This is a genomic window from Okibacterium fritillariae, assembly GCF_052783725.1.
In genome coordinates this window covers 2,294,819-2,313,276 of the sequence record NZ_CP199917.1, presented here as the reverse complement: position 1 = coordinate 2,313,276, position 18,458 = coordinate 2,294,819, and the positions used below count along the sequence as shown (strand labels likewise).

Sequence of the window (18,458 nt, the reverse complement as noted above, 5' to 3'; positions counted from 1 at the left end):
AATGGCCGCCGAATGTGCGACCCCAGTCTAGCGAGGGGCCACCCTAGCGTCGGCTGAACAGGCCGGTGAGCTGCCGCATCCGACGCTGGAAACCCCACAGCGTGACCTTGCCCATGGCCTCGAAGATGATGTTGCCGCTCATCTTCGATTCGCCGATCTCGCGCTCGCGGAACACGATGGGGACTTCTTCGATGCGGAAGCCCGCCGTGTCGACGCGCAGCGTCATGTCGATCTGGAAGCAGTAGCCGTGCGAGTTGACGTTCTCGAGCGAGAGCGCGCGCAGCACCTCGGCGTTGTAGACGCGGTAGCCGGCCGTGGCGTCTTTCACGCCGACGCCCAGCGCCAGACGCGCATAGACGTTGGCCGCGCGGCTGAGGATCTCGCGGCGCATCGGCCAGTTGACGACGCGTCCACCCGGCACCCAGCGCGAGCCGATGACGAGGGCCGAACCGCCCTGGGCGATGGGTCGAGCCTTGGCCCGGGCCACCATCTCGGGCAGCGTCTCGGGCGGGTGCGAGCCGTCGGCATCCATCTCGATGAGGTAGTCGTAGCCTTCGCCGAGGCCCCAGGCGAAGCCCTGCAGATAGGCCGAGCCGAGGCCCAGCTTGCCCGTGCGGTGCTTCACGTGGATGTGCGGGTCGGCCGCGGCCATGTCGTCGGCCACCTGTCCGGTGCCGTCGGGGCTGCCGTCGTCGACGACGAGCACATGCCCCTCGGGCAGAACCTCGCGCACACGCCCCACGATCTTCGGCAGGTTCTCGCGCTCGTTGAACGTCGGGATGATGACGAGCGCGGATGCTCCGGAATCGCTGGGTGTCACGGTCGTGCAGCTCCCTTGTCGCTGGCGGGCGCGGCGGTGCCGGCGTCGTCGATCGGATGTCCGGGCTCCTCGAACAGCGAACGCTGTCCCTCTTCGACGCGCGCGCGGGAGGACAGACCGTCGCTGCGGTGCATGCCGTAGACCCAGTAGCGGTAGAGCAGGAACCGGAAGATGGTGCCGAGCACGAGTCCGATCACGTTGGCCGAGATGTTGTCGGCGATGATGTTGTCGAAACCGAGCAGGTGGTGCGACACCCACAGGCAGAGCAGGCTGATGAGCAGGCCGCCGACGGCCACGACGACGTATTCGAGCAGCTCGAGCACGAAGTTCTTGCGGCGGTGCTCGCGGAAGGTCCAGTACCGGTTGCCGATCCAGTTGAAGACGATGGCGACGCTCGTGGACAGCACCTTGGCGCCGAGCGCGGTGCTCCACCATCCCTCGCCGAATACGCCGAGGCGCAGGAGGTTGAACAGACCCGTGTCGATAGCGAAGCCGATGAGGCCGACGACCCCGAATTTCAGGGCGTACAGCACGATGCCGTGCCAGGCGCGTTCGGCCAGCTGGCGTATTCTTCTCATCAGACCTCGGAGGGGATCGTCGCGTGAAAGCGACCTCATTCGGTGACCTTCGTCGGTCTCTTCCGGACAGCGTCGCCGTGCAGATGCACGATGACAGACTCATCATCGTATCCGAGGACCGCCTGCATATTGGCTGACCATTCGGCGTGCGTCGTCCATCGACCGCGCGTATATCGTGACGGGCCGCTCATCTCTGCGCTGATCAGCCCGGTCTTGCTAGGATTTCGAGCGTGCAAATACGCGAACTCCGAGTCCCCGACAGTTACGAGATCACCCCGAAGCAGTTCGGCGACGACCGGGGCGTGTTCCTCGAGTGGTACCGCTTCGACAAGCTCGAAGAGACCATCGGGCACTCGCTGAACCTCGCCCAGGGCAACACGTCCGTGTCGAAGCGGGGCGTCGTGCGCGGCATCCACTTCGCCGACGTGCCGCCGAGCCAGGCCAAATACGTCACCGCCACGCACGGTGCCGTGCTCGACTATGTGATCGACATCCGCGTGGGTTCGCCCACCTTCGGCGAGTGGGACACGGTGCTGCTCGACGACACCGACCGCCGCGCCATCTACCTGGCCGAGGGCCTCGGCCACGCCTTCGTCGCATTGACCGACGACGCCACCGTGAGCTACCTCGTCACCTCCACGTTCAACGCCGAGCGCGAGCACGGCATCAACCCGCTCGACGCCGAGATCGGGCTCGTCTTCCCCGAAGAAGCGGGCGAACCGCTGCTGTCGCCGAAGGACACCGACGCCCCGGGGCTTTCCGAGGCCGCCGCGCAGGGACTCCTGCCCACCTGGGAGGCCGCCCGCGCCTACTACGAAACGCTGAACAAGGGACAGGGACACTAGATATGCGCGGAATCATCCTCGCCGGCGGGTCCGGCACGCGGCTGTGGCCGATCACCAAGGGCATCTCGAAGCAGCTCATGCCCATCTACGACAAGCCCATGATCTACTACCCCCTGTCGACGCTCATGATGGCCGACATCCGTGAGGTTCTGATCATCACGACGCCCGAATACAACGAGCAGTTCAAGGCGTTGCTGGGGGATGGCTCCGAGCTCGGCATGCGCATCGAATACGCCGTGCAGCCCTCGCCCGACGGCCTCGCCCAGGCGTTCATCATCGGCGAAGAGTTCATCGGCGACGAGAGCGTCGCGCTCGTGCTCGGCGACAACATCTTCCACGGAACGGGTCTCGGCTCGTCGCTGCGCACGCACAGCGAAATCGAGGGCGCCACCATCTTCGCCTACCACGTGGCGAACCCGAAGGCCTACGGAGTCGTCGAGTTCGACGAGAACTTCACGGCCGTCTCGATCGAAGAGAAGCCCACCGAGCCGAAGAGCAACTACGCGGTTCCGGGCCTCTACTTCTACGACAACAACGTCGTCGAGATCGCGAAGACCATCGAGCCGTCCGCGCGCGGCGAGCTCGAGATCTCCACCGTCAACGAGCGCTATCTCGACGCCGGCAACCTCAGCGTGCAGGTCCTCGACCGCGGCACCGCCTGGCTCGACACGGGCACATTCGAGTCGATGATGCAGGCCTCCGAATACGTGCGCGTGATCGAAGACCGTCAGGGCTTCAAGGTCGGCTGCATCGAGGAGGTCGCCTGGCGCGCCGGCTGGATCGACGACGACCAGCTCGCCAAGCTCGCGGCGCCCCTCGTCAAGAGCGGCTACGGCACCTACCTGCAGGGTCTGCTCGGCGCCTGATCAGCGCTCGATCCATCTCGCAGAGACGGATGGCGGGGTCCTTCGGGGCCCCGCCATTTTCGTGCGCCGCGGCAGGGCCGCCCCATGCCAGCCGATATCGAACATCGGCTGGCGTCGGATCTCCGGTCGCTCCGAATGTCAGCTGGCGTCGTCGGGACCGACGACCGTGCCGGGTGCCTCATGGAGCGGCTTCGGGTAATCGTCGCGATAGCGGGCGACGATCGAGCTGCGCTCCTGGTCGAGCTGCGCATCCGATTCGATCGGGGTCCAGGCCGTTCGCGCGTGCACGCGGTGATTCACGATATCGTCACGCACCGGCACGGCGTCGTTGAGGTACAGCGAGAAGTCGGTCTTCAGATCGAAGATGCCGTGGTGCTGGTCGGCCTCGCGCAGGGCAAAATCGCCCGGGGTGTCGACCTTCGAGAGCCTCCACCCGTTCCAGCGCGCGAAGGCAGACATCCACATGTCTTCGAGGAAGAGGTATCGCTCGGGGAGGGCGTCGAAGAACGCCCGGGAACGCACGAGCCGGGAGTCACACGCCGCGCCGCCCGTGCCGATGTAATTGGCCTCTTCGCCGTGATGCAGGGTGCGGCGCGCGTAATAGGTGCCGTCGTAGCGGTACGCCCACCACCCGGTGATCGAACCGGGTCGATAGGCCGCCAGCAGGTCGCGCAGGAAGTACGGGCTGACCACTTCGTCGTCGTCGAACATGACGAAAGGACCGTCGTATCCCGTGCGGGTGAGCTCCCGCATGGCGAGGAACCGCCCGATGCCGCCCATGTTGATGCCGCTGGAGTGCAGCTCGATGCTCGAGATGTTGCGGAAGATGCGGTGGGCGAAGACATCCTGATAAAGGTCATCGTTCTCGGGGGCGTTGTTCCACAACACGAGGCGGATGGGGCGGCCGACGTTCTGCGCCTCGAGCGTGTCGAGGATTTCGCTCATCCGGGAGGGACGGTGCCACAGGCACATGACCACGGGCAAGGCGTCCACGCGGGGGCGCCCGGACACGACTTCGAGGCGCACGCCGAACTTCACGTCGCGTCGATACCCCCACCAGCGGCGTTTCTCGTCGAGAGCACGAGCGCGGTCGTGCGCGACGCGAACGGCGGTCTGCGCGCCGGAGCTCGTTGCTCGAGCACCCTTCAGTGCCGCGCGGGCCACCGGTCCCAGGCCGAGCCGTTGCGCGGTGCGGCCGACGGCATTGCGGAGCGCCACTCAGGCGCCCTTCCTGAGGCTCCAGCGCAGCCGCGCCCAGAGACCGAAGCGGATGGCGATGCGCAGGGGTGCTTGATACCAGTGCGGGTAGCGCCGCGAGAGGAAGAGGTAGGCGCTGGAGTGGTGAGCGGCGAGCATTTTCCCGGACTCCTGAGAGGTCGAACGGGCGCCCATGTGCACGACGCTCGCCTCGGGAACGTAGCGGATGTCCCAGCCGGCTTCGCGCAACCGGCGGCCGAGGTCGACGTCCTCGAAGTACATGAAGTAGCTCTCGTCGAAACCGCCGATTCCGTCGAATGCCGAGCGGCGCAGCAGCAGGCACGCGCCGGAGAGCCATCCGACCGACGACGCGAGCGTCGGGCCGGCGACGTCGTTGTGGTAGCGCTGCGTCCACGGGTTGTTGCGCCAAATGCGCGAGAAGAGGGCGTGGCCGGCGCCCGTGACGAGCGACGGCTGTGCCCGGGCGGACGGGTAGACGTCGCCCTCCTCGGTCAGGATGCGCGGACCGACCGCTCCGACGCGCGGGTCGGCGTCGAGCGCCGCGGCGAGCGTGGCCACGCTGCCCGGAGACACGATGACATCCGGGTTGCTGATCAGCACATACTCGATGTCGGGTTCGAGCGAGGCGACGCCCGCGTTGATCCCGCCGCCGTAGCCGTGGTTGTCATCGAGCAGGAGAAAACGCGCCCCCGCCTCCTCGGCCTGCGCGCGCGTGTCGTCGTGGCGCGGGGAGGCGTTGTCGACGACGACCGCTGCCTCGGCGGTCGTCCCGCCCTCGTGCAAGGAATGGAGGAACGGGCCGATCTGGTCACCCGAGTTGTAGGTGACCGTGACGACGGCGATCTTCCGGGTGCCCACGGGTCAGGACAGCTCGGCCATCTCGGGGCGTGCATGCACGATCCCGACGGCCAAGGGGTAGTCCGGCGTGTTGAAGGAGGTCGCCTGCGGAAGGTCGTGCAGGTGACGGCCACTCATGTCCATCAGGGAAGCGTTGATGAAGTACTTACCCGTGCCGAGGTTGACATCGTGAAGCGTCAGCTCGACGGTGCGACGCCCTCGCAGCGGCTGGAGCTCGATGCCCAGGCGCTTGGATGTCGTGCCGTAGGCGACCTGGCCCAATTCGTTGTCGATCTGGATGGCGCAGACCCAATCGGTGAGCCCGGTGGGATGCTCGAGCTCGACGCGGATCTTGAGATCGGCCCCCGGTGCGACCGGATCTCCGACCGCGTGACCCGCGGCAAACGCCGTGACGCCCACGACGGTGCCCTCATCGATGGGCGCGACCTCTTCGTGCTTCTCCTTGGCGGTCTCCTGCTCCTGCTCCTTCTCGCGCAGACGGCGTCCCTCGAGGATGTCGCGGAAGTCGGCGACGGCCTCGCGGGGATTGCCGTCGAGCACGACCTGGCCCTGGTTCAGCAGGATTGCACGGTCGCAGAGTTCGACGACCTGGCCGAGCGAGTGGGTGACGAGGATGATCGTGCGCCCCTCCTGCTGGAACGAACGGATCTTGTCGAGGCATTTGCGCTGGAAGGCCTCATCGCCCACGGCGAGAACCTCGTCGACGAGCAAGAGGTCGGGGTCGGTGTGCACGGCGACCGAGAATGCGAGCCGCACGTACATGCCCGACGAATAGAACTTAACCTGGGTGTCGATGAAGTCGCCGATGCCCGAGAACGCGAGAATCGAGTCGAACTTCTCCTCGGTCTCCTCGCGACTGAGACCCAGAATGGATGCATTGAGGAAGACGTTCTCGCGCCCCGTCAGGTCGGGGTGGAAACCCGCTCCGAGCTCGAGCAGGGCCGCGATGCGCCCGCGGCGTTTCACCGATCCCTTGGTGGGGTCGATGATCCCGCCGATGACCTTGAGCAGCGTGCTCTTGCCCGACCCGTTGTGGCCGATCAGGCCGACCGTGGTGCCCGCCTTGATATCGATGCTGACCCCGTTGAGGGCCCAGAAGTCTTCTTTGTGACGCTTGCCCGCGCGCCCGAGCGTGACGATGCGCTCTTTGAGCGAGTTGTCTTTGCGAATGGTGAAGCGCTTGGCGACGTTGTCGATCTCGACGATGTTCGGTCGCGTGTCGACGGGAGTGGATTCGCTGATGTCGGTGCTCATGGATTCGACCTACAGTTCCTGTGCGAAGTTGCCCTGCAGCTTGGCGAAGACGCGCTGCGAGATGAAGAGGAAGACGAGCCCGACGAGGATAGCGATGACCATCTTCAGCATGAGGCCGCCGGGGGCCGAGCCGGCGATGTCGTGACCCGAGATCCAGAACGTGCGCTGGAAGCCGAGAATCGCCAGGGTGATCGGGTTGTTGGTGTAGATCTGCACCGCGAGCTGCGAGATGCCGGGCGTCTCGGTGACCATCTTCCAGGAGTAGACGATGGGGGAGGCCCACATGAGCAGCATGACGACGACCTCGACGAGGTACTGCACGTCACGCAGATAGACGTTGACCGCCGACAAGAGAATGGCGAACGCGGTAGCCCAGATCAGCAGGATCGCCAGCGCGGGCAGGAAGTAGATCGCCTCTTTCGAGAAGGGCGGGCTGCCGAACACGAAGCAGGCCACGATCAGGATCACGAGCTGGATCATGAAGTTGAAGAGCGCCGAGCCGACGGATGCGAGGGGGAACACCTCTCGCGGCAGGTAGATCTTCTTGATCAGGCCGGCGTTCGTGACGATCGACGACGTTCCTCCCGCGACGATTTCGCTGAAGAGGCCGTAGGCGGTCAGACCCGTGTAGACGTAGATGGCGAACTCGGGGATGCCGCGCTCGGCGCCGAGGATTTTGCCGAGGACGATGTAGTAGATCGCGAGCTGCGTAAGGGGGCGCACGAGCGCCCAGATGAAGCCGAGGCTCGAATCCTTGTAGCGGGATTTGATGTCCCGTCGCACGAGCAGAGAGAGCATCTGCCGGTGCTGCAGCACGCCGCGCAGCGATGCCCAGGTCGAGACGACCTTGCCTTCGGACGAGCCGATGGCGACGAGGGGCTGCTTACTGAGCGCGTCGAAACGTTCCTGAGCTTTCATACCTATGTGATCCGTTCCGCTCCACGGGCAAGAAAGCCGACGGGAGCACAGTACAACTCAGGTAGCGTACCCCACCCGTCTGCGGCGGCGGGGTACGCCTCGCAGCACTCGTTCAGCGTCGACGGATAGTGCCGCGCACGTTCCGGGCTGCCTGTCCCACCCAGTCGGCGGCCCGGACGACCCGGCGCCCGTGCAGCTCGTGGTACTGGTTCTCCAGGGCGCGAATGTGCTCGTCGCGCTCCCGCAACTCGTCTTCGAGTGCGTTCATCTTGTGGGCGCCCGTGTGCAAGAGCGTGTCCAGGTCGCTTTCGAGGCGGGCCTTGTCTGCCTCGGCTGCAGCCCGGGTCTCGCGCAACTCCGTCTCGAGGGAGGCGATGTGGTCGAGCTTCTGCACGAGGCTGACGGCGGCCGCACGACCGACCTCGATGGCACCCTCGGGAAGCGCGACATCCGGGATGGCGGGCAAACCCAGGTCGGCGATCGTGCGGTCCACCGTGAGCGTGCCGTCGGCCAAACCCTGCTCGATCTGCTCGGCGCTCGGGTGGCGCGCGATATAGAAGGAGACGAGCGTCCCGTCTTGCAGGCGACGGTAGTCCCGCATGCCGTGGTGATTCGGGCTCGGCACCAGACCGCTCTCGGCATAGGCCCGGCCGGAGTTGTCCACCTTGCGATAGAACTGGTCGAAGGATCGCCAGGGAAAATGCAGCACCTCGATGGCGAACGCGGGGTCGGGCTCGCCCTGGCTCTCGATGTTGACGAAGTGGTTGCCCTGAGACACCTCGACGTTCGGGTCGCCCACGTGTACCGAGTCGGGGGTTGCGTGAGCGTGCAGCCCGATCGTGAGCAGATGGTCGACGCTGCGCTGGTCGCGGTAGATCAGCCGCTCGAAACCGGTACCCGACGCGGCGGGGGCGCCGGTCATATCGATGACCGGCACGACGAACGAGCCGAGGTCGGTCGGGATGTTCTCGAACGCCTGCTTCAGCGTCAGCGAGCGGTCGACCGGCACCCAGAACTCATCGGTGTCGGCGTTGATGACCCAGTCGGCGCCGTGCAGGGTCGCCGCATCCCTGGCCATCCGCGTGACGGCCTCGCCCTGGCGTTTGTTGTGGTGCGGATTGTGACGCAGATCGATGACGCCGGCATCGGCATAACGCTGCAGGATGTCAGTGGTGCCATCGATCGACCCGTTGTCGGTGACGATCAGCAGGTCCACGCCCTGAGCGAGGTGATGATCGACCATGGCCTCGACGATGTCCGCCTCGTCGCGGACCATCAGTGTCATGACGAGTTTCATTCGTTCGGTTCCTTTACTCAGACGACTCGGGGCGGACGGGGGGCTCGACCCGTGGCCATCCACGAGCCTCTAGTATTGGCTAATACCCGCGCGAGGTCGAACCGCCGCGCTGCCTGGTGGGAGAACTTCACAGCCAGGGGCGGCACACTCGATCCTCGCGAGGCCGGGCGCGAACCGGCCGCGGGCAGACACGCGATGAGTACGGGAGAAAACACGGAATGGTAGAGACGAAACCGGGCGTTGTATCGGTGATCCTGGTGAACTTCCGGGGATCAGCAGACACCCTCGAGGCCATCCGTCAGCTCGAGCTGCTCGACTGGCCCGCCGACCGACTCGAGATCATCGTGGTCGAAAACGCCTCGGGCGACGACAGCCTCGAGATCCTCAAGAAGGGTGCGCCTCAGGTGCGCCTGATCGAGTCGTCCGAAAACCTCGGCTTCGCGGGTGGCTGCAACCTCGGTGTGCGCGAGAGCTCGGGCGAATACCTGGCGTTCCTCAACAACGACGCCAAGCCCGACAAGAACTGGATCCGCGCGGCGGTCGAGCGTTTCGAGAAGTCGCCCTCCATCGGCGGCGTTGCCAGCAAGGTGCTCGACTGGGACGGCAAGCTCGTCGACTTCATCGACGCGGGCCTGACCTGGTTCGGCATGGGCTACAAGCCGCTCACGGCGCAGCCCGCACCGAAGAACGACAACGACGCTCCCGAGAACGTCCTCTTCGGCACCGGCTCGGCCATGTTCGTGCGGCGCGATGTATACGACCAGCTCGGCGGCTTCGACGAGCGTTACTTCATGTTCTTCGAGGACGTCGACCTCGGATGGCGCCTCAACCTCCTCGGTTATCACTTCGCCTACGAGCCGAAGTCGCTGGCCTACCACAAGCACCACGCGTCGATGGAGAACTTCGGCGCCTATAAAGAGACCTACCTGCTCGAGCGCAACGCGCTCTACACGATGTACAAAAACATGGGCGACGAGGCTCTGCGCAACAACTTGGCGCCCGCGCTGCTCTTGGCCACGCGCCGAGCCGTCGCGCGCAGCGAACGCGATTCCACCGAGTTCGATCTGCGCAAGCCCGGAGGCGACCGCGACCAGAACATCGAGTTCTCTCGCGCCGCCGTATCCACCCTCTACGGGGTCGACCAGTTCGTCGAGCACCTCGCCGACTTCCGTGGCTCGCGCGCCCAGATCCAGGCCACGCGTCAGGTCTCCGATCAGGCCATCTGGCGCCTCTTCGGCGAGACCAACGCCCCGTCGTTCGGCGGTGAGCACTTCATGCGTGGCTACAGCAACATCATCGAGACCTTCCCCGTGCTCGACGCTCCTGATTCCACGCACGTGCTCATCATCACGGGCGACCCGATCGGGCCCAAGATGGCCGGCCCGGCCATCCGTGCCTTCCACATGGGCGAGGCCCTGGCGGTCGACAACGCGGTGCGGCTCGTGACGCTGTCCGGGGTCACCCCGGTCGACGCTCCGTTCGAGATCGCCCACGTCTCTCCGGGCAGCGAGCGGGAGATGTCGAAGCACGAGGAGTGGGCCGACGTCATCATCTTCCAGGGGCTCGCGCTCGCGCTCTTCAAGACGCTGCGCGACAGCTCGAAGATCATCGTCGCCGACGTCTACGACCCCATGCACCTCGAACAGCTCGAGCAGTCGCGCGAGCTGGGTGCGGCGCAGTGGGACCTCCAGGTCACGAACGCCACCGATGTGCTCAACCAGCAGCTCGAACGCGGCGACTTCTTCCTCTGCGCCTCCGAGCGTCAGCGCCACTTCTACCTCGGCCAGCTGGCCGCTTTGGGTCGGGTCAACACGCTCAACTACCAGGATGACCCCGATCTGACCGACCTGATCAGCGTCGTTCCGTTCGGCCTCTCGTCGACGCCGCCGTCGCACCAGGAAGACGTCATGAAGGGCGTCATCCCGGGCATCGGTAAGAACGACAAGGTCCTGCTGTGGTCGGGTGGTCTGTACAACTGGTTCGATCCCAAGACCCTCATCCGGGCGGTCGCGCAGCTCGCCCAGACCGAGAAGTCGGTCAAGCTCTTCTTCCAGGGCACGAAGCACCCGCACCCCGGCGTCCCCGAGATGTCGATCGTGGCCGAATGCCGCGCGCTCGCCGCCGAACTCGACGTGCTGAACACCGCCGTCTTCTTCAACGACTCCTGGGTCGACTACACGAGCCGCCAGAACTATCTCACCGAGGCCGACGCGGGAGTCTCCACGCACTACTCGCACGTCGAGACCACGTTCTCCTTCCGCACGCGCATTCTCGACTACCTGTGGGCGGAGCTTCCCATGGTCGTCACCGAGGGTGACCACTTCGCCGATCTGGTGCGCGCAGAGGGATTGGGCGTCGCGGTGCCGTCCGAGGACGTCGACGCTCTGGCGGCGGCGCTTGAGCGTGTCCTGTTCGACGAGGACTTCCGTCAGGAGTCGATCGAGAACGTTCGTCGAGTGCGCGAAAGCTACACCTGGGAGAAGGTTCTCGAGCCCCTCACCTCGTTCGTGAAGGACGCGCGTCACGCCGACGACCTCATCGCCTCGGGCATGGTGTCGGTGGCCTCCACGGGGGTGCGCCAGCAGCGCCAGACCTTCGCGCCCTATGGTGCCAAGCGCAACGCGCAGCTCGCCTGGTTCTACCTCAACAACGGTGGGCCGAAGGTGCTGGTGTCCAAGATCAACGCGAAACTTCGACGCCGCTAAAGCTTCAAGTTATACTTCGACGTGAGAGTGCCCATAGCGCTCGCTTTGTTTGCTGTCATGTCGAAGGGCGCTCGCGTTGTCTCTCCCCAAAATCGCATCCTCGATTGTCGCGGTGCTCGCCCTCATCGGCTCGATCGTGTTGACGGCGCCCGCGGCTCCGGCCCAGGCGGCAAACGGCGCCGACTTCCGCGCGGACATGATCATCTCGGACGAGGCGTTCTTCAACAACAACGCCATGACCGAAGCGCAGGTCCAGTCCTTCCTCGAATCCAAGGAGGCGGGCTGCACCGCCAAGAACGGCCAGCCGTGCCTCAAGGACTATCGGGTCACGAGTTCCGATAAGGCCCCGCAGGGTGCGAACCACTGTGGTGCCTACACGGGCGAGGCCAATGAGCGCGCGTCTCGTGTGATCTGGAAGGTCGCCCAGGCGTGCCGCATCAACCCGCAGGTCCTGCTGGTCACGCTCCAGAAGGAGCGCGGTCTCGTGACCAACACGGCTCCGATCTCGGCCGACTACAAGGTGTCGATGGGCTACGCCTGCCCCGACACGGCGGCGTGCGACACGCAGTTCTTCGGCTTCTTCAACCAGATGTACAAGGCCGCCTGGCAGTTCCGCCAGTACACGGTGAGCCCCAACTACTGGCGGTACAAGATCGGCAACGTGTCGGTGCAGTGGCATCCGAACGCCGCGTGCGGCTCGACGGTCGTCAACATCAAGAACCAGGCGACAGCCAACCTCTACAACTACACGCCCTACCAGCCCAACGCTGCTGCCCTGCGCAACATGTACGCCGTCGGCGACAGCTGCTCGTCGTACGGTAACCGAAACTTCTTCGCGTACTTCACCGACTGGTTCGGCAGCACCAGCTACCAGAAGCCGCTCGTGGGTTCCGTCGACAACATCACAGCCAGCTTCGACACCGTTCAGGTGCGGGGCTGGGCTCTCGACCCGGACTCCAAGGCCAACCTCGCCGCGCTCGTCAAGATCGACGGCAAGGATGCTGGAATGCTCAACACCGACAAGAGCCGGCCGGATGTGGCGCGGGTCTACCCGGACTGGGGCGCCCAGCGCGGGTATGAGGGTGAGTTCACTGTCGCGGGCGGCGGTAAGCACGAGGTCTGTGTGCTTGCCGTCAGCGCCTCGCAGATCACGCCCCTGAAGTGCTCGACCGTCGATGTGCCCTCAGCGTCGCCGACAACGGCGCTCGACGTCGTTTCGGGCATCGGAAAAGTGCACATCGAAGGATGGGCTTTCGATCCCGAACAGCCGCAGAAACAGCTCGAAGTGCATGTCTACGTCGATGGACGTGGAACGCCGTATGTCGCAAACAGCCCCCGCGCCGATGTCGGCCGCGTGTACCCGGCCGCTGGGCCGAACCACGGGTTCAACCTCGATATCGCCGCGAGTGACGGAACGCACGACGTGTGTGTCTTCGCGATCAACATCGGTAAGGGGTCAAACAAGCTGCTGACCTGCGAGTCCGTCACGGTGCGATCTGGCGCCCCGATTGGCGTGGTTGACAGTGTGGCGGTCAAGCCGGGCAGCGTGACGGTCACCGGCTGGACCCTCGACCCGGACACGGCCGCTTCGAATGACGTGCACATCTACGTCGACGGAAAGGGGCAGTCGCTGACCGCCTCCGCGAACCGGCCGGACATCGCGCGCGTCTACCCCGGATACGGATCCGCGCACGGTTTCTCGAAGTCCTTCGACCTGAAACCGGGTGCCCATTCAGTGTGCGTCTTCGGTATCAATAAAGTCGGCCCGGGCGGGAACACCTTGATGAACTGCTCCGACGTCACGGTGCCGGGCGGGTCTCCGTTCGGTGTTGTGGACTCGGTTAGCGTGTCGGGCAAGGACATCACGGCGCAGGGTTGGGTCATCGACCCCGATACCCAGGCCGCGGCCGATGTGCACCTGTACGTCAACGGCAAGGGTTACTCCTTCCCGGCCAATGCGGTGCGGCCGGATATCGCACGCATCTACCCGATGTATGGCGGAAATCACGGGTTCGCAAAGACGGTCACCGTCGACAAGGCCGGCTCGTACAGTGTGTGCGCCTTCGGTATCAACACCGGATCCGGTTCGGACACGCTGATGTACTGCACAGACGTGACAGTCCGGTAGCGTTCCGCGTTCGGTGAGGTGCGGCCCGGTAGGCTCCTACGGGGCGTCACCGGAGCCATCGGATCGGCGTGCCTTACCGATCGAGATGCTCTGAGGACTACCCGTGAGAACACCACTGCCCGGCGCGCGCAAGCTCTACGTCGACGCGCACATCCGCTTCGAGAAGTGGGTCGAACCCACTGAATTCGGCCTGCCGAACGCTCGCGTTCTGTGGGTCTTCCCCGGAGTGATCGCCCTGCTCTTCGTGGTGCTCGTCGCCCTGGGCGTTTCCGGCTCCTCGACGGGGGTGTACTGGTCCGTCTTCGGCTCGGGCGGGGCCGACCCCGACCTGCTCAACGGTGTACCCCGTCCCATCCGCAGTGACGAGTGGCTCGTGCAGTCGAGCTGGGTCGTCTCTCAAGTGCAGCAGGGTTTTCCCGCCCTGAATCAGACGTTCCCGGGTGGCATGGACGCCACCGTGCAGAACGACCTGCCCGCGTGGGACTGGTCGACGCTCTTCCGGCCGCACCTGCTGGGTTTCCTGGCTCTTCCCCTCGACCAGGGCATGGCCATCCGCTGGTGGTTGCCTGGCTTCTCGGTCGTCGTCGGCGCGTATCTCTTCATCGTCACGATGCTGCCCAAGCGGCCTCTCACCGCGGCCCTCCTCGCGATCGCGGTCTACTACACGCCGATCTTCCAGTGGTGGTACATGCCCACCACGCTGTGGCCCGCAGCCCTCGCTTTCATCGCCATGGCGGCAACCGTCTGGTGTCTCCGGAGCCCCCGCCTCGGTGTGCGTATCGCGTGGGCCGCTGTGACGGGCTATCTGGCCGTGACCACCGCCATGTCGATCTACGCGCCGTTCATCGTGCCGGCGGCCCTCGTCGTCCTGTTCTTCTTCGTCGGTGCCTGGATCGCCGAAGCGAAACGACAAAGCCTCGGTTTCCGCGGGTCTTTCCGGCGAGTGCTGCCCCTCATCCTCGCGGCCGTCGGCGCCGGCGTTGTGCTCGTGGTGTGGATCCTCACGCGGTGGTCGACCATCCGCGCCCTGTTCGCGACCGTGTACCCCGGTCAGCGACTGGAGCCCACGGGAACCGTCGACGCCAAACGTCTCATCGGCCTGCTGGGTGGGCCGTTCAACGAACTGCTCGCGGGGGACACCTCGGGTGCACAGGGCATCACCCTGGGGCCCAACCAGTCCGAAGCGTCGAGCGTCGTCCTCTACGCGTTGTTCTTCCTCATTCCGCTCTGTTGGCTCATCGCGGCGGACTGGCGCAGCAAGCGTCACGTCAACTGGATCGCCGTCAGCATCGCCGGGTGCACGGTCTTCGTCTTCGCCTTCCTCTTGATTCCCGGTTGGGACCCGATCGCGCATCTCCTGCTCGTCGACCGGACCACGGAAGCGCGCATGCGCCTCGCCTTCGTCATGTTGGGCATCGCCTCGATCGTCGTGATCGTCAAGCGCCTCGATCGCCGAGACATCGCCCTGCCGGGTGGGGTCGTATGGTCCTCCGTCGCGGTGACGGCGTCGTCGATCGCGCTCGTCGCGGCCGTTCTGACCGTGCGCAACCCGGCCGCGCTCGCGCTCGCCACGAACTGGCGCATCACCGCGGTTCTGATCGTGCTCGGGGTCTTCTTCATCCTGAAGCGGTGGGCCTTTGCCGGGGCGGCAGCCATCCTCATCGCGGCACTCTTCGTCGGATCGGGCATCAGCCCGCTCTACCGCGGCGTCTTCGACCTCAATGACACCGAGGTCGGCCAGGCCGTCCGCGCGGTCGACGAGAAGGACCCGGGGACCTGGGTCGGCATCGGCGCTTTCGTGCCGACGGCCGTTCTTGTCGAGTCGGGCGTACGCGCGCTGAACGGTGTGCAGACCTACCCGCCGACCGAGATGTGGTCCATGATCGATCCCGACAAGCGTTCGGAGAACGAGTGGAACCGTCTGGCCAACGTCAATTGGGAGCTCGGTGCCGGTGAACCCGTCGTCACCAACCCTGTGCGGGATCAGATTCGCGTGAGCTTCGACGCCTGCAGCGATTTCGCTCAGAAGAATGTGTCATACGTCCTGTCGGAGACGCCCATCGATTCCGAGTGTGTGACGGCCGTCGAAACGGTGTCCGAAGGCAGCTCCTCGTTCACGATCTACCGGGTCACGAACGGCGGTTAGACACCGGTCCGGCGACGGGTGTGGGTCCGGTACGTGACGGCCGGACCTGTCAGCGGGCCGATTACGCGCCGGCCGTTCCCGTCAGCGGCTCGTCGCGCCCGTCGGCGTCCTCTGAACTCGCCGGTGCATCTGTCGATCCTGCGCTCTCGGCGGGAAAAACGAAACGGCCATACGTCACGTAGCGGAAGGCCGTGGCGAGAATCTGGCCGATGAAGGTGCCGAAGATGTTGTCGGCGACCGGATCATCGAGATGGAGCACATATCGGGAGAACCCGAGACAGGCCAATTGGAGGCCGCCCGCGATGAGGTTGATCGTGATGAAGATCGCGATCTGCCTGACGGACACGCGCGTCGGGCGGTCTCGGTAGGTGAGTAGCTTGTTGCCGACATAGGTCGCGGCAGATGCCGTGGCGATCGAGATGATCTTGGCCAGCAGGGGAAGGTCGTGCAGAGGGCCGTGCCCGCCCCAGTAGACCAACAGGTTATAGAGCCCGGCATCGACGAGGAAAGCTATGCCGCCGATGAACAGGAACGAACTTCCCCGGGCGATCTCGATCAGCGCTCGGCTTCTCGGCATGATGATGTCTCCTTGAACCCCGGTGCGAGATGGTATGCCGGCCGGGCCCGACTCTGCACGATTCTACGTGGCGCAGGCGTGTGCACCCCGTGCAGGTCTATGGGGAGACCACCAGGCGATAGAGGGGCACGCGATGGCGGCATTGGGAGCGTGCCTCCGTCACCCTCCTGCGCCTCTCGGCTATGCTCGGGGACGGCTCAAATCATCCTGTGCCCCACTCGTCTTTATCTTTACCGTGATCTTTATGGAGTCTTTCGTGCCCAGCTTTGACGGCCTCACCATCGCCTGCATCGTTCCCTGCCACAACGAAGAAGTCGCCGTGGGAACGGTCGTCGCCGATCTGAAGCGCGCGCTGCCGACGGCCGACATCTATGTCTATGACAACCGCTCCACCGACAGAACGGTCGAGGTCGCCCTGGCGGCCGGCGCCATCGTGCGGCACGAGCACATCAAGGGCAAGGGAAACGTGGTGCGCCGCGCCTTCGCCGACATCGAGGCCGACATCTACCTCATGATCGACGGCGACGACACGTACGACGCTTCGGCTGCCCCCCGAATGATCGAGACTCTGCTCGCGGGCCCCTACGACCACGTGTTGGGCGTGCGCAAAGAGACGACCTCCACGTCGTACCGCCCCGGCCATTCCACGGGCAACAAGGCCTTCAACAACCTGATCTCGGGTGTCTTCGGCGCGCGCGTAAACGACATGCTCTCGGGCTACCGCATCTTCTCCCGCCGCTTCGTGAAGTCGTTCCCCGCCGTTTCGCGCGAGTTCGAGATCGAGACCGAGCTCACGGTGCACAGCGTCAGCCTGCGGGTGCCGCAAACCGAGGTCGAGGTGGGCTTTAAAGACCGGCCCGAGGGCAGCGAGTCGAAGCTCAGCACCTACCGCGACGGCTTCAAGATCTTGAACCTCATCGTGAGCCTCGTGCGTCACGAGCGACCCGTGCTCTTCCACGGCCTCATCGCCGCGCTGCTCGCCATCATCTCGATCATCGTGGCGATTCCCGTGGTCATCGACTTCTTCCAGACGGGGCTCGTGCCGCGGCTGCCTACGGCGGTGGCGGCATCCTCGCTGTTCGTCATCGCGGCACTCGTGCTGTTCCTCGGTTTCGTGCTCGACGGCATCACCAAGTCGCGGCACGAGAACGCGCGGTTGACCTACCTCGAGTTCCCGGCCGTCGGCCACAAGGCCCGCTAGGTTCACCGATTCCTGTTGCCGCCGATTCGTTGACCCGCCGACTCCTGACGAGAACCGCTTCGTGACCCTCACCGTTTCCGTCGCGCTGTGCACCTACAACGGCGCACGGTTCATCGGCGAGCAGTTGTCGAGCATCCTGGCGCAGAGCCGGCTGCCCGACGAGATCGTGGTGTCCGACGACGGTTCGCGCGACGACACGCTCGCGATCGTCGAGCGGATGGCTGGCACAGCGCCCCTTCCCGTGCGCGTGCTCTCGGGGCTCGAACCGCTCGGGGTGACGCGCAACTTCGAGCGCGCCATCCGGGCCACGTCGGGTGAGATCATCGTGTTGAGCGACCAGGACGACATCTGGAAGGCCGACCGCGTCGAGCGCTGCCTGCGCGTGTTCGACAAGCAGGATGATGTCGACTTCGTGTTCGGCGACGCGCAGATGGTCGATGCGGCCGGGGCAGACCTCGGCTACACGCTCTTCGAAGCCCTCGAGTTCCGGCCCGACGAGCGCCGCGACGTGCAGTGTCCGTCGGCGTTCGACACGCTGCTGCGACGTAACGTGGCCACGGGCGCGACCGCGGCATTCCGGCGTCGGTTGGCCGACGCCGCCATGCCGTTCCCCGCCGACTGGGTGCACGACGAGTGGCTCGCCATCATCGCCTCGTTGACCGGCCGCCTGGCCGTGATCGACGAACCGCTCATCGACTACCGGCAGCACGGCGCCAACCAGATCGGCATGCGCAAACCCGGTTTCGCGCAGAAGGTGTCGCGCGTGCTCGAACCGCGCGGCGACCGCAACCGGGCGCTCGTGCGCCGCACCGAGGCCCTCGTCGAACGCATGCTCGAGGCCGATTTCCCGGCCGAGCACGAACACCTCGAAGCGGCCGAGGGCAAGCTGCGCATCGAACGCGTGCGCGCGGCGTTGCCCAAGAACCGCCTGCTGCGGCTGCCGACCGTGCTGCGCGAGGCCAAGACGGGCGACTACGAGCGTTATACGAGCCAAGGGCGCGCCGAGGTCTTACGCGACCTCCTCCAGCCCGCCTGACGGCTGCCTGG

Annotated in this window: 15 protein-coding genes; 7 read left to right on the top strand and 8 right to left on the bottom strand. The window is 65.3% G+C overall.

The annotated features are described in order from the left end of the window. Nucleotides 1-43: 43 nt before the first annotated feature. Nucleotides 44-820, bottom strand: coding sequence for a polyprenol monophosphomannose synthase (locus tag ACUWEX_RS10660; RefSeq protein WP_445996215.1), 777 nt, complete (start codon nucleotides 818-820; stop codon nucleotides 44-46). Continuing rightward, nucleotides 817-1,398, bottom strand: a complete 582-nt coding sequence (locus tag ACUWEX_RS10655; RefSeq protein WP_159449526.1) for a GtrA family protein — start codon at nucleotides 1,396-1,398, stop codon at nucleotides 817-819. The genes ACUWEX_RS10660 and ACUWEX_RS10655 overlap by 4 nt, the downstream gene beginning before the upstream one ends. A 230-nt stretch (nucleotides 1,399-1,628) precedes the next feature. On the opposite strand from ACUWEX_RS10655, the gene ACUWEX_RS10650 reads away from it, so the two are divergent. Both ACUWEX_RS10650 and rfbA read left to right on the top strand, forming a co-directional pair. After that, entirely contained in the window at nucleotides 1,629-2,243 is a 615-nt protein-coding gene (locus ACUWEX_RS10650) for a dTDP-4-dehydrorhamnose 3,5-epimerase family protein (RefSeq protein ID WP_079728263.1), read from the top strand. Between the two features lie 2 nt (nucleotides 2,244-2,245). Continuing rightward, on the top strand, nucleotides 2,246-3,109 hold the full coding sequence (gene rfbA, locus ACUWEX_RS10645) for a glucose-1-phosphate thymidylyltransferase RfbA (protein ID WP_079728264.1): 864 nt from the start codon (nucleotides 2,246-2,248) through the stop codon (nucleotides 3,107-3,109). Nucleotides 3,110-3,247: 138 nt separating this feature from the next. On the opposite strand, the gene ACUWEX_RS10640 is transcribed toward rfbA, so the two are convergent. The 5 genes from ACUWEX_RS10640 to ACUWEX_RS10620 all read right to left on the bottom strand — a co-directional run bounded on the left by ACUWEX_RS10640 (nucleotide 3,248) and on the right by ACUWEX_RS10620 (nucleotide 8,654). Further along, entirely contained in the window at nucleotides 3,248-4,327 is a 1,080-nt protein-coding gene (locus ACUWEX_RS10640; protein WP_445996214.1) for a hypothetical protein, read from the bottom strand. Beyond that, nucleotides 4,328-5,185, bottom strand: coding sequence for a glycosyltransferase family 2 protein (locus tag ACUWEX_RS10635; RefSeq protein ID WP_079728266.1), 858 nt, complete (start codon nucleotides 5,183-5,185; stop codon nucleotides 4,328-4,330). Nucleotides 5,186-5,188: 3 nt separating this feature from the next. Next, nucleotides 5,189-6,439, bottom strand: a complete 1,251-nt coding sequence (locus ACUWEX_RS10630) for an ABC transporter ATP-binding protein (RefSeq protein WP_079728267.1) — start codon at nucleotides 6,437-6,439, stop codon at nucleotides 5,189-5,191. Nucleotides 6,440-6,448: 9 nt separating this feature from the next. Beyond that, on the bottom strand, nucleotides 6,449-7,357 hold the full coding sequence (locus tag ACUWEX_RS10625) for an ABC transporter permease (RefSeq protein ID WP_079728268.1): 909 nt from the start codon (nucleotides 7,355-7,357) through the stop codon (nucleotides 6,449-6,451). Nucleotides 7,358-7,469: 112 nt separating this feature from the next. Further along, the gene (locus ACUWEX_RS10620; RefSeq protein WP_445996213.1) at nucleotides 7,470-8,654 is read right to left on the bottom strand and encodes a glycosyltransferase family 2 protein; all 1,185 of its coding nucleotides are present in this window, start codon (nucleotides 8,652-8,654) and stop codon (nucleotides 7,470-7,472) included. A gap of 218 nt (nucleotides 8,655-8,872) precedes the next feature. Between ACUWEX_RS10620 and ACUWEX_RS10615 the strand changes: the two genes are divergently transcribed. From ACUWEX_RS10615 to ACUWEX_RS10605, 3 genes are all read left to right on the top strand, one after another. Further along, complete coding sequence (locus ACUWEX_RS10615; RefSeq protein ID WP_079728269.1) at nucleotides 8,873-11,359, top strand: glycosyltransferase; 2,487 nt, start codon at nucleotides 8,873-8,875, stop codon at nucleotides 11,357-11,359. A gap of 76 nt (nucleotides 11,360-11,435) precedes the next feature. After that, entirely contained in the window at nucleotides 11,436-13,487 is a 2,052-nt protein-coding gene (locus ACUWEX_RS10610; RefSeq protein ID WP_445996212.1) for a hypothetical protein, read from the top strand. Nucleotides 13,488-13,590: 103 nt separating this feature from the next. Beyond that, complete coding sequence (locus ACUWEX_RS10605) at nucleotides 13,591-15,633, top strand: DUF7657 domain-containing protein (RefSeq protein WP_445996211.1); 2,043 nt, start codon at nucleotides 13,591-13,593, stop codon at nucleotides 15,631-15,633. A 61-nt stretch (nucleotides 15,634-15,694) separates the two neighbouring features. Here the strand turns inward: ACUWEX_RS10605 and ACUWEX_RS10600 are convergent, their stop codons facing one another. Continuing rightward, nucleotides 15,695-16,210 carry a GtrA family protein gene (locus tag ACUWEX_RS10600; protein ID WP_445996210.1) on the bottom strand — a complete coding sequence of 172 codons (516 nt, stop codon included), beginning with the start codon at nucleotides 16,208-16,210 and terminating at the stop codon, nucleotides 15,695-15,697. A 256-nt stretch (nucleotides 16,211-16,466) separates the two neighbouring features. Here ACUWEX_RS10600 and ACUWEX_RS10595 point away from each other — a divergent pair, with 256 nt between their 5' ends. Further along, the gene (locus ACUWEX_RS10595) at nucleotides 16,467-17,411 is read left to right on the top strand and encodes a glycosyltransferase (RefSeq protein WP_234991167.1); all 945 of its coding nucleotides are present in this window, start codon (nucleotides 16,467-16,469) and stop codon (nucleotides 17,409-17,411) included. A gap of 61 nt (nucleotides 17,412-17,472) precedes the next feature. Then, entirely contained in the window at nucleotides 17,473-18,447 is a 975-nt protein-coding gene (locus ACUWEX_RS10590; protein ID WP_445996209.1) for a glycosyltransferase family 2 protein, read from the top strand. Nucleotides 18,448-18,458 lie beyond the last annotated feature (11 nt).

Excerpts from the sequence above, each read along its gene's own strand:
- ACUWEX_RS10620 (WP_445996213.1), bottom strand. The coding sequence starts at position 8,654 with ATGAAACTCGTCATGACACTGATGGTCCGCGACGAGGCGGACATCGTC.
- rfbA (WP_079728264.1), top strand. The coding sequence starts at position 2,246 with ATGCGCGGAATCATCCTCGCCGGCGGGTCCGGCACGCGGCTGTGGCCG.
- ACUWEX_RS10630 (WP_079728267.1), bottom strand. The coding sequence starts at position 6,439 with ATGAGCACCGACATCAGCGAATCCACTCCCGTCGACACGCGACCGAAC.
- ACUWEX_RS10615 (WP_079728269.1), top strand. The coding sequence starts at position 8,873 with ATGGTAGAGACGAAACCGGGCGTTGTATCGGTGATCCTGGTGAACTTC.
- ACUWEX_RS10625 (WP_079728268.1), bottom strand. The coding sequence starts at position 7,357 with ATGAAAGCTCAGGAACGTTTCGACGCGCTCAGTAAGCAGCCCCTCGTC.
- ACUWEX_RS10655 (WP_159449526.1), bottom strand. The coding sequence starts at position 1,398 with ATGAGAAGAATACGCCAGCTGGCCGAACGCGCCTGGCACGGCATCGTG.
- ACUWEX_RS10600 (WP_445996210.1), bottom strand. The coding sequence starts at position 16,210 with ATGCCGAGAAGCCGAGCGCTGATCGAGATCGCCCGGGGAAGTTCGTTC.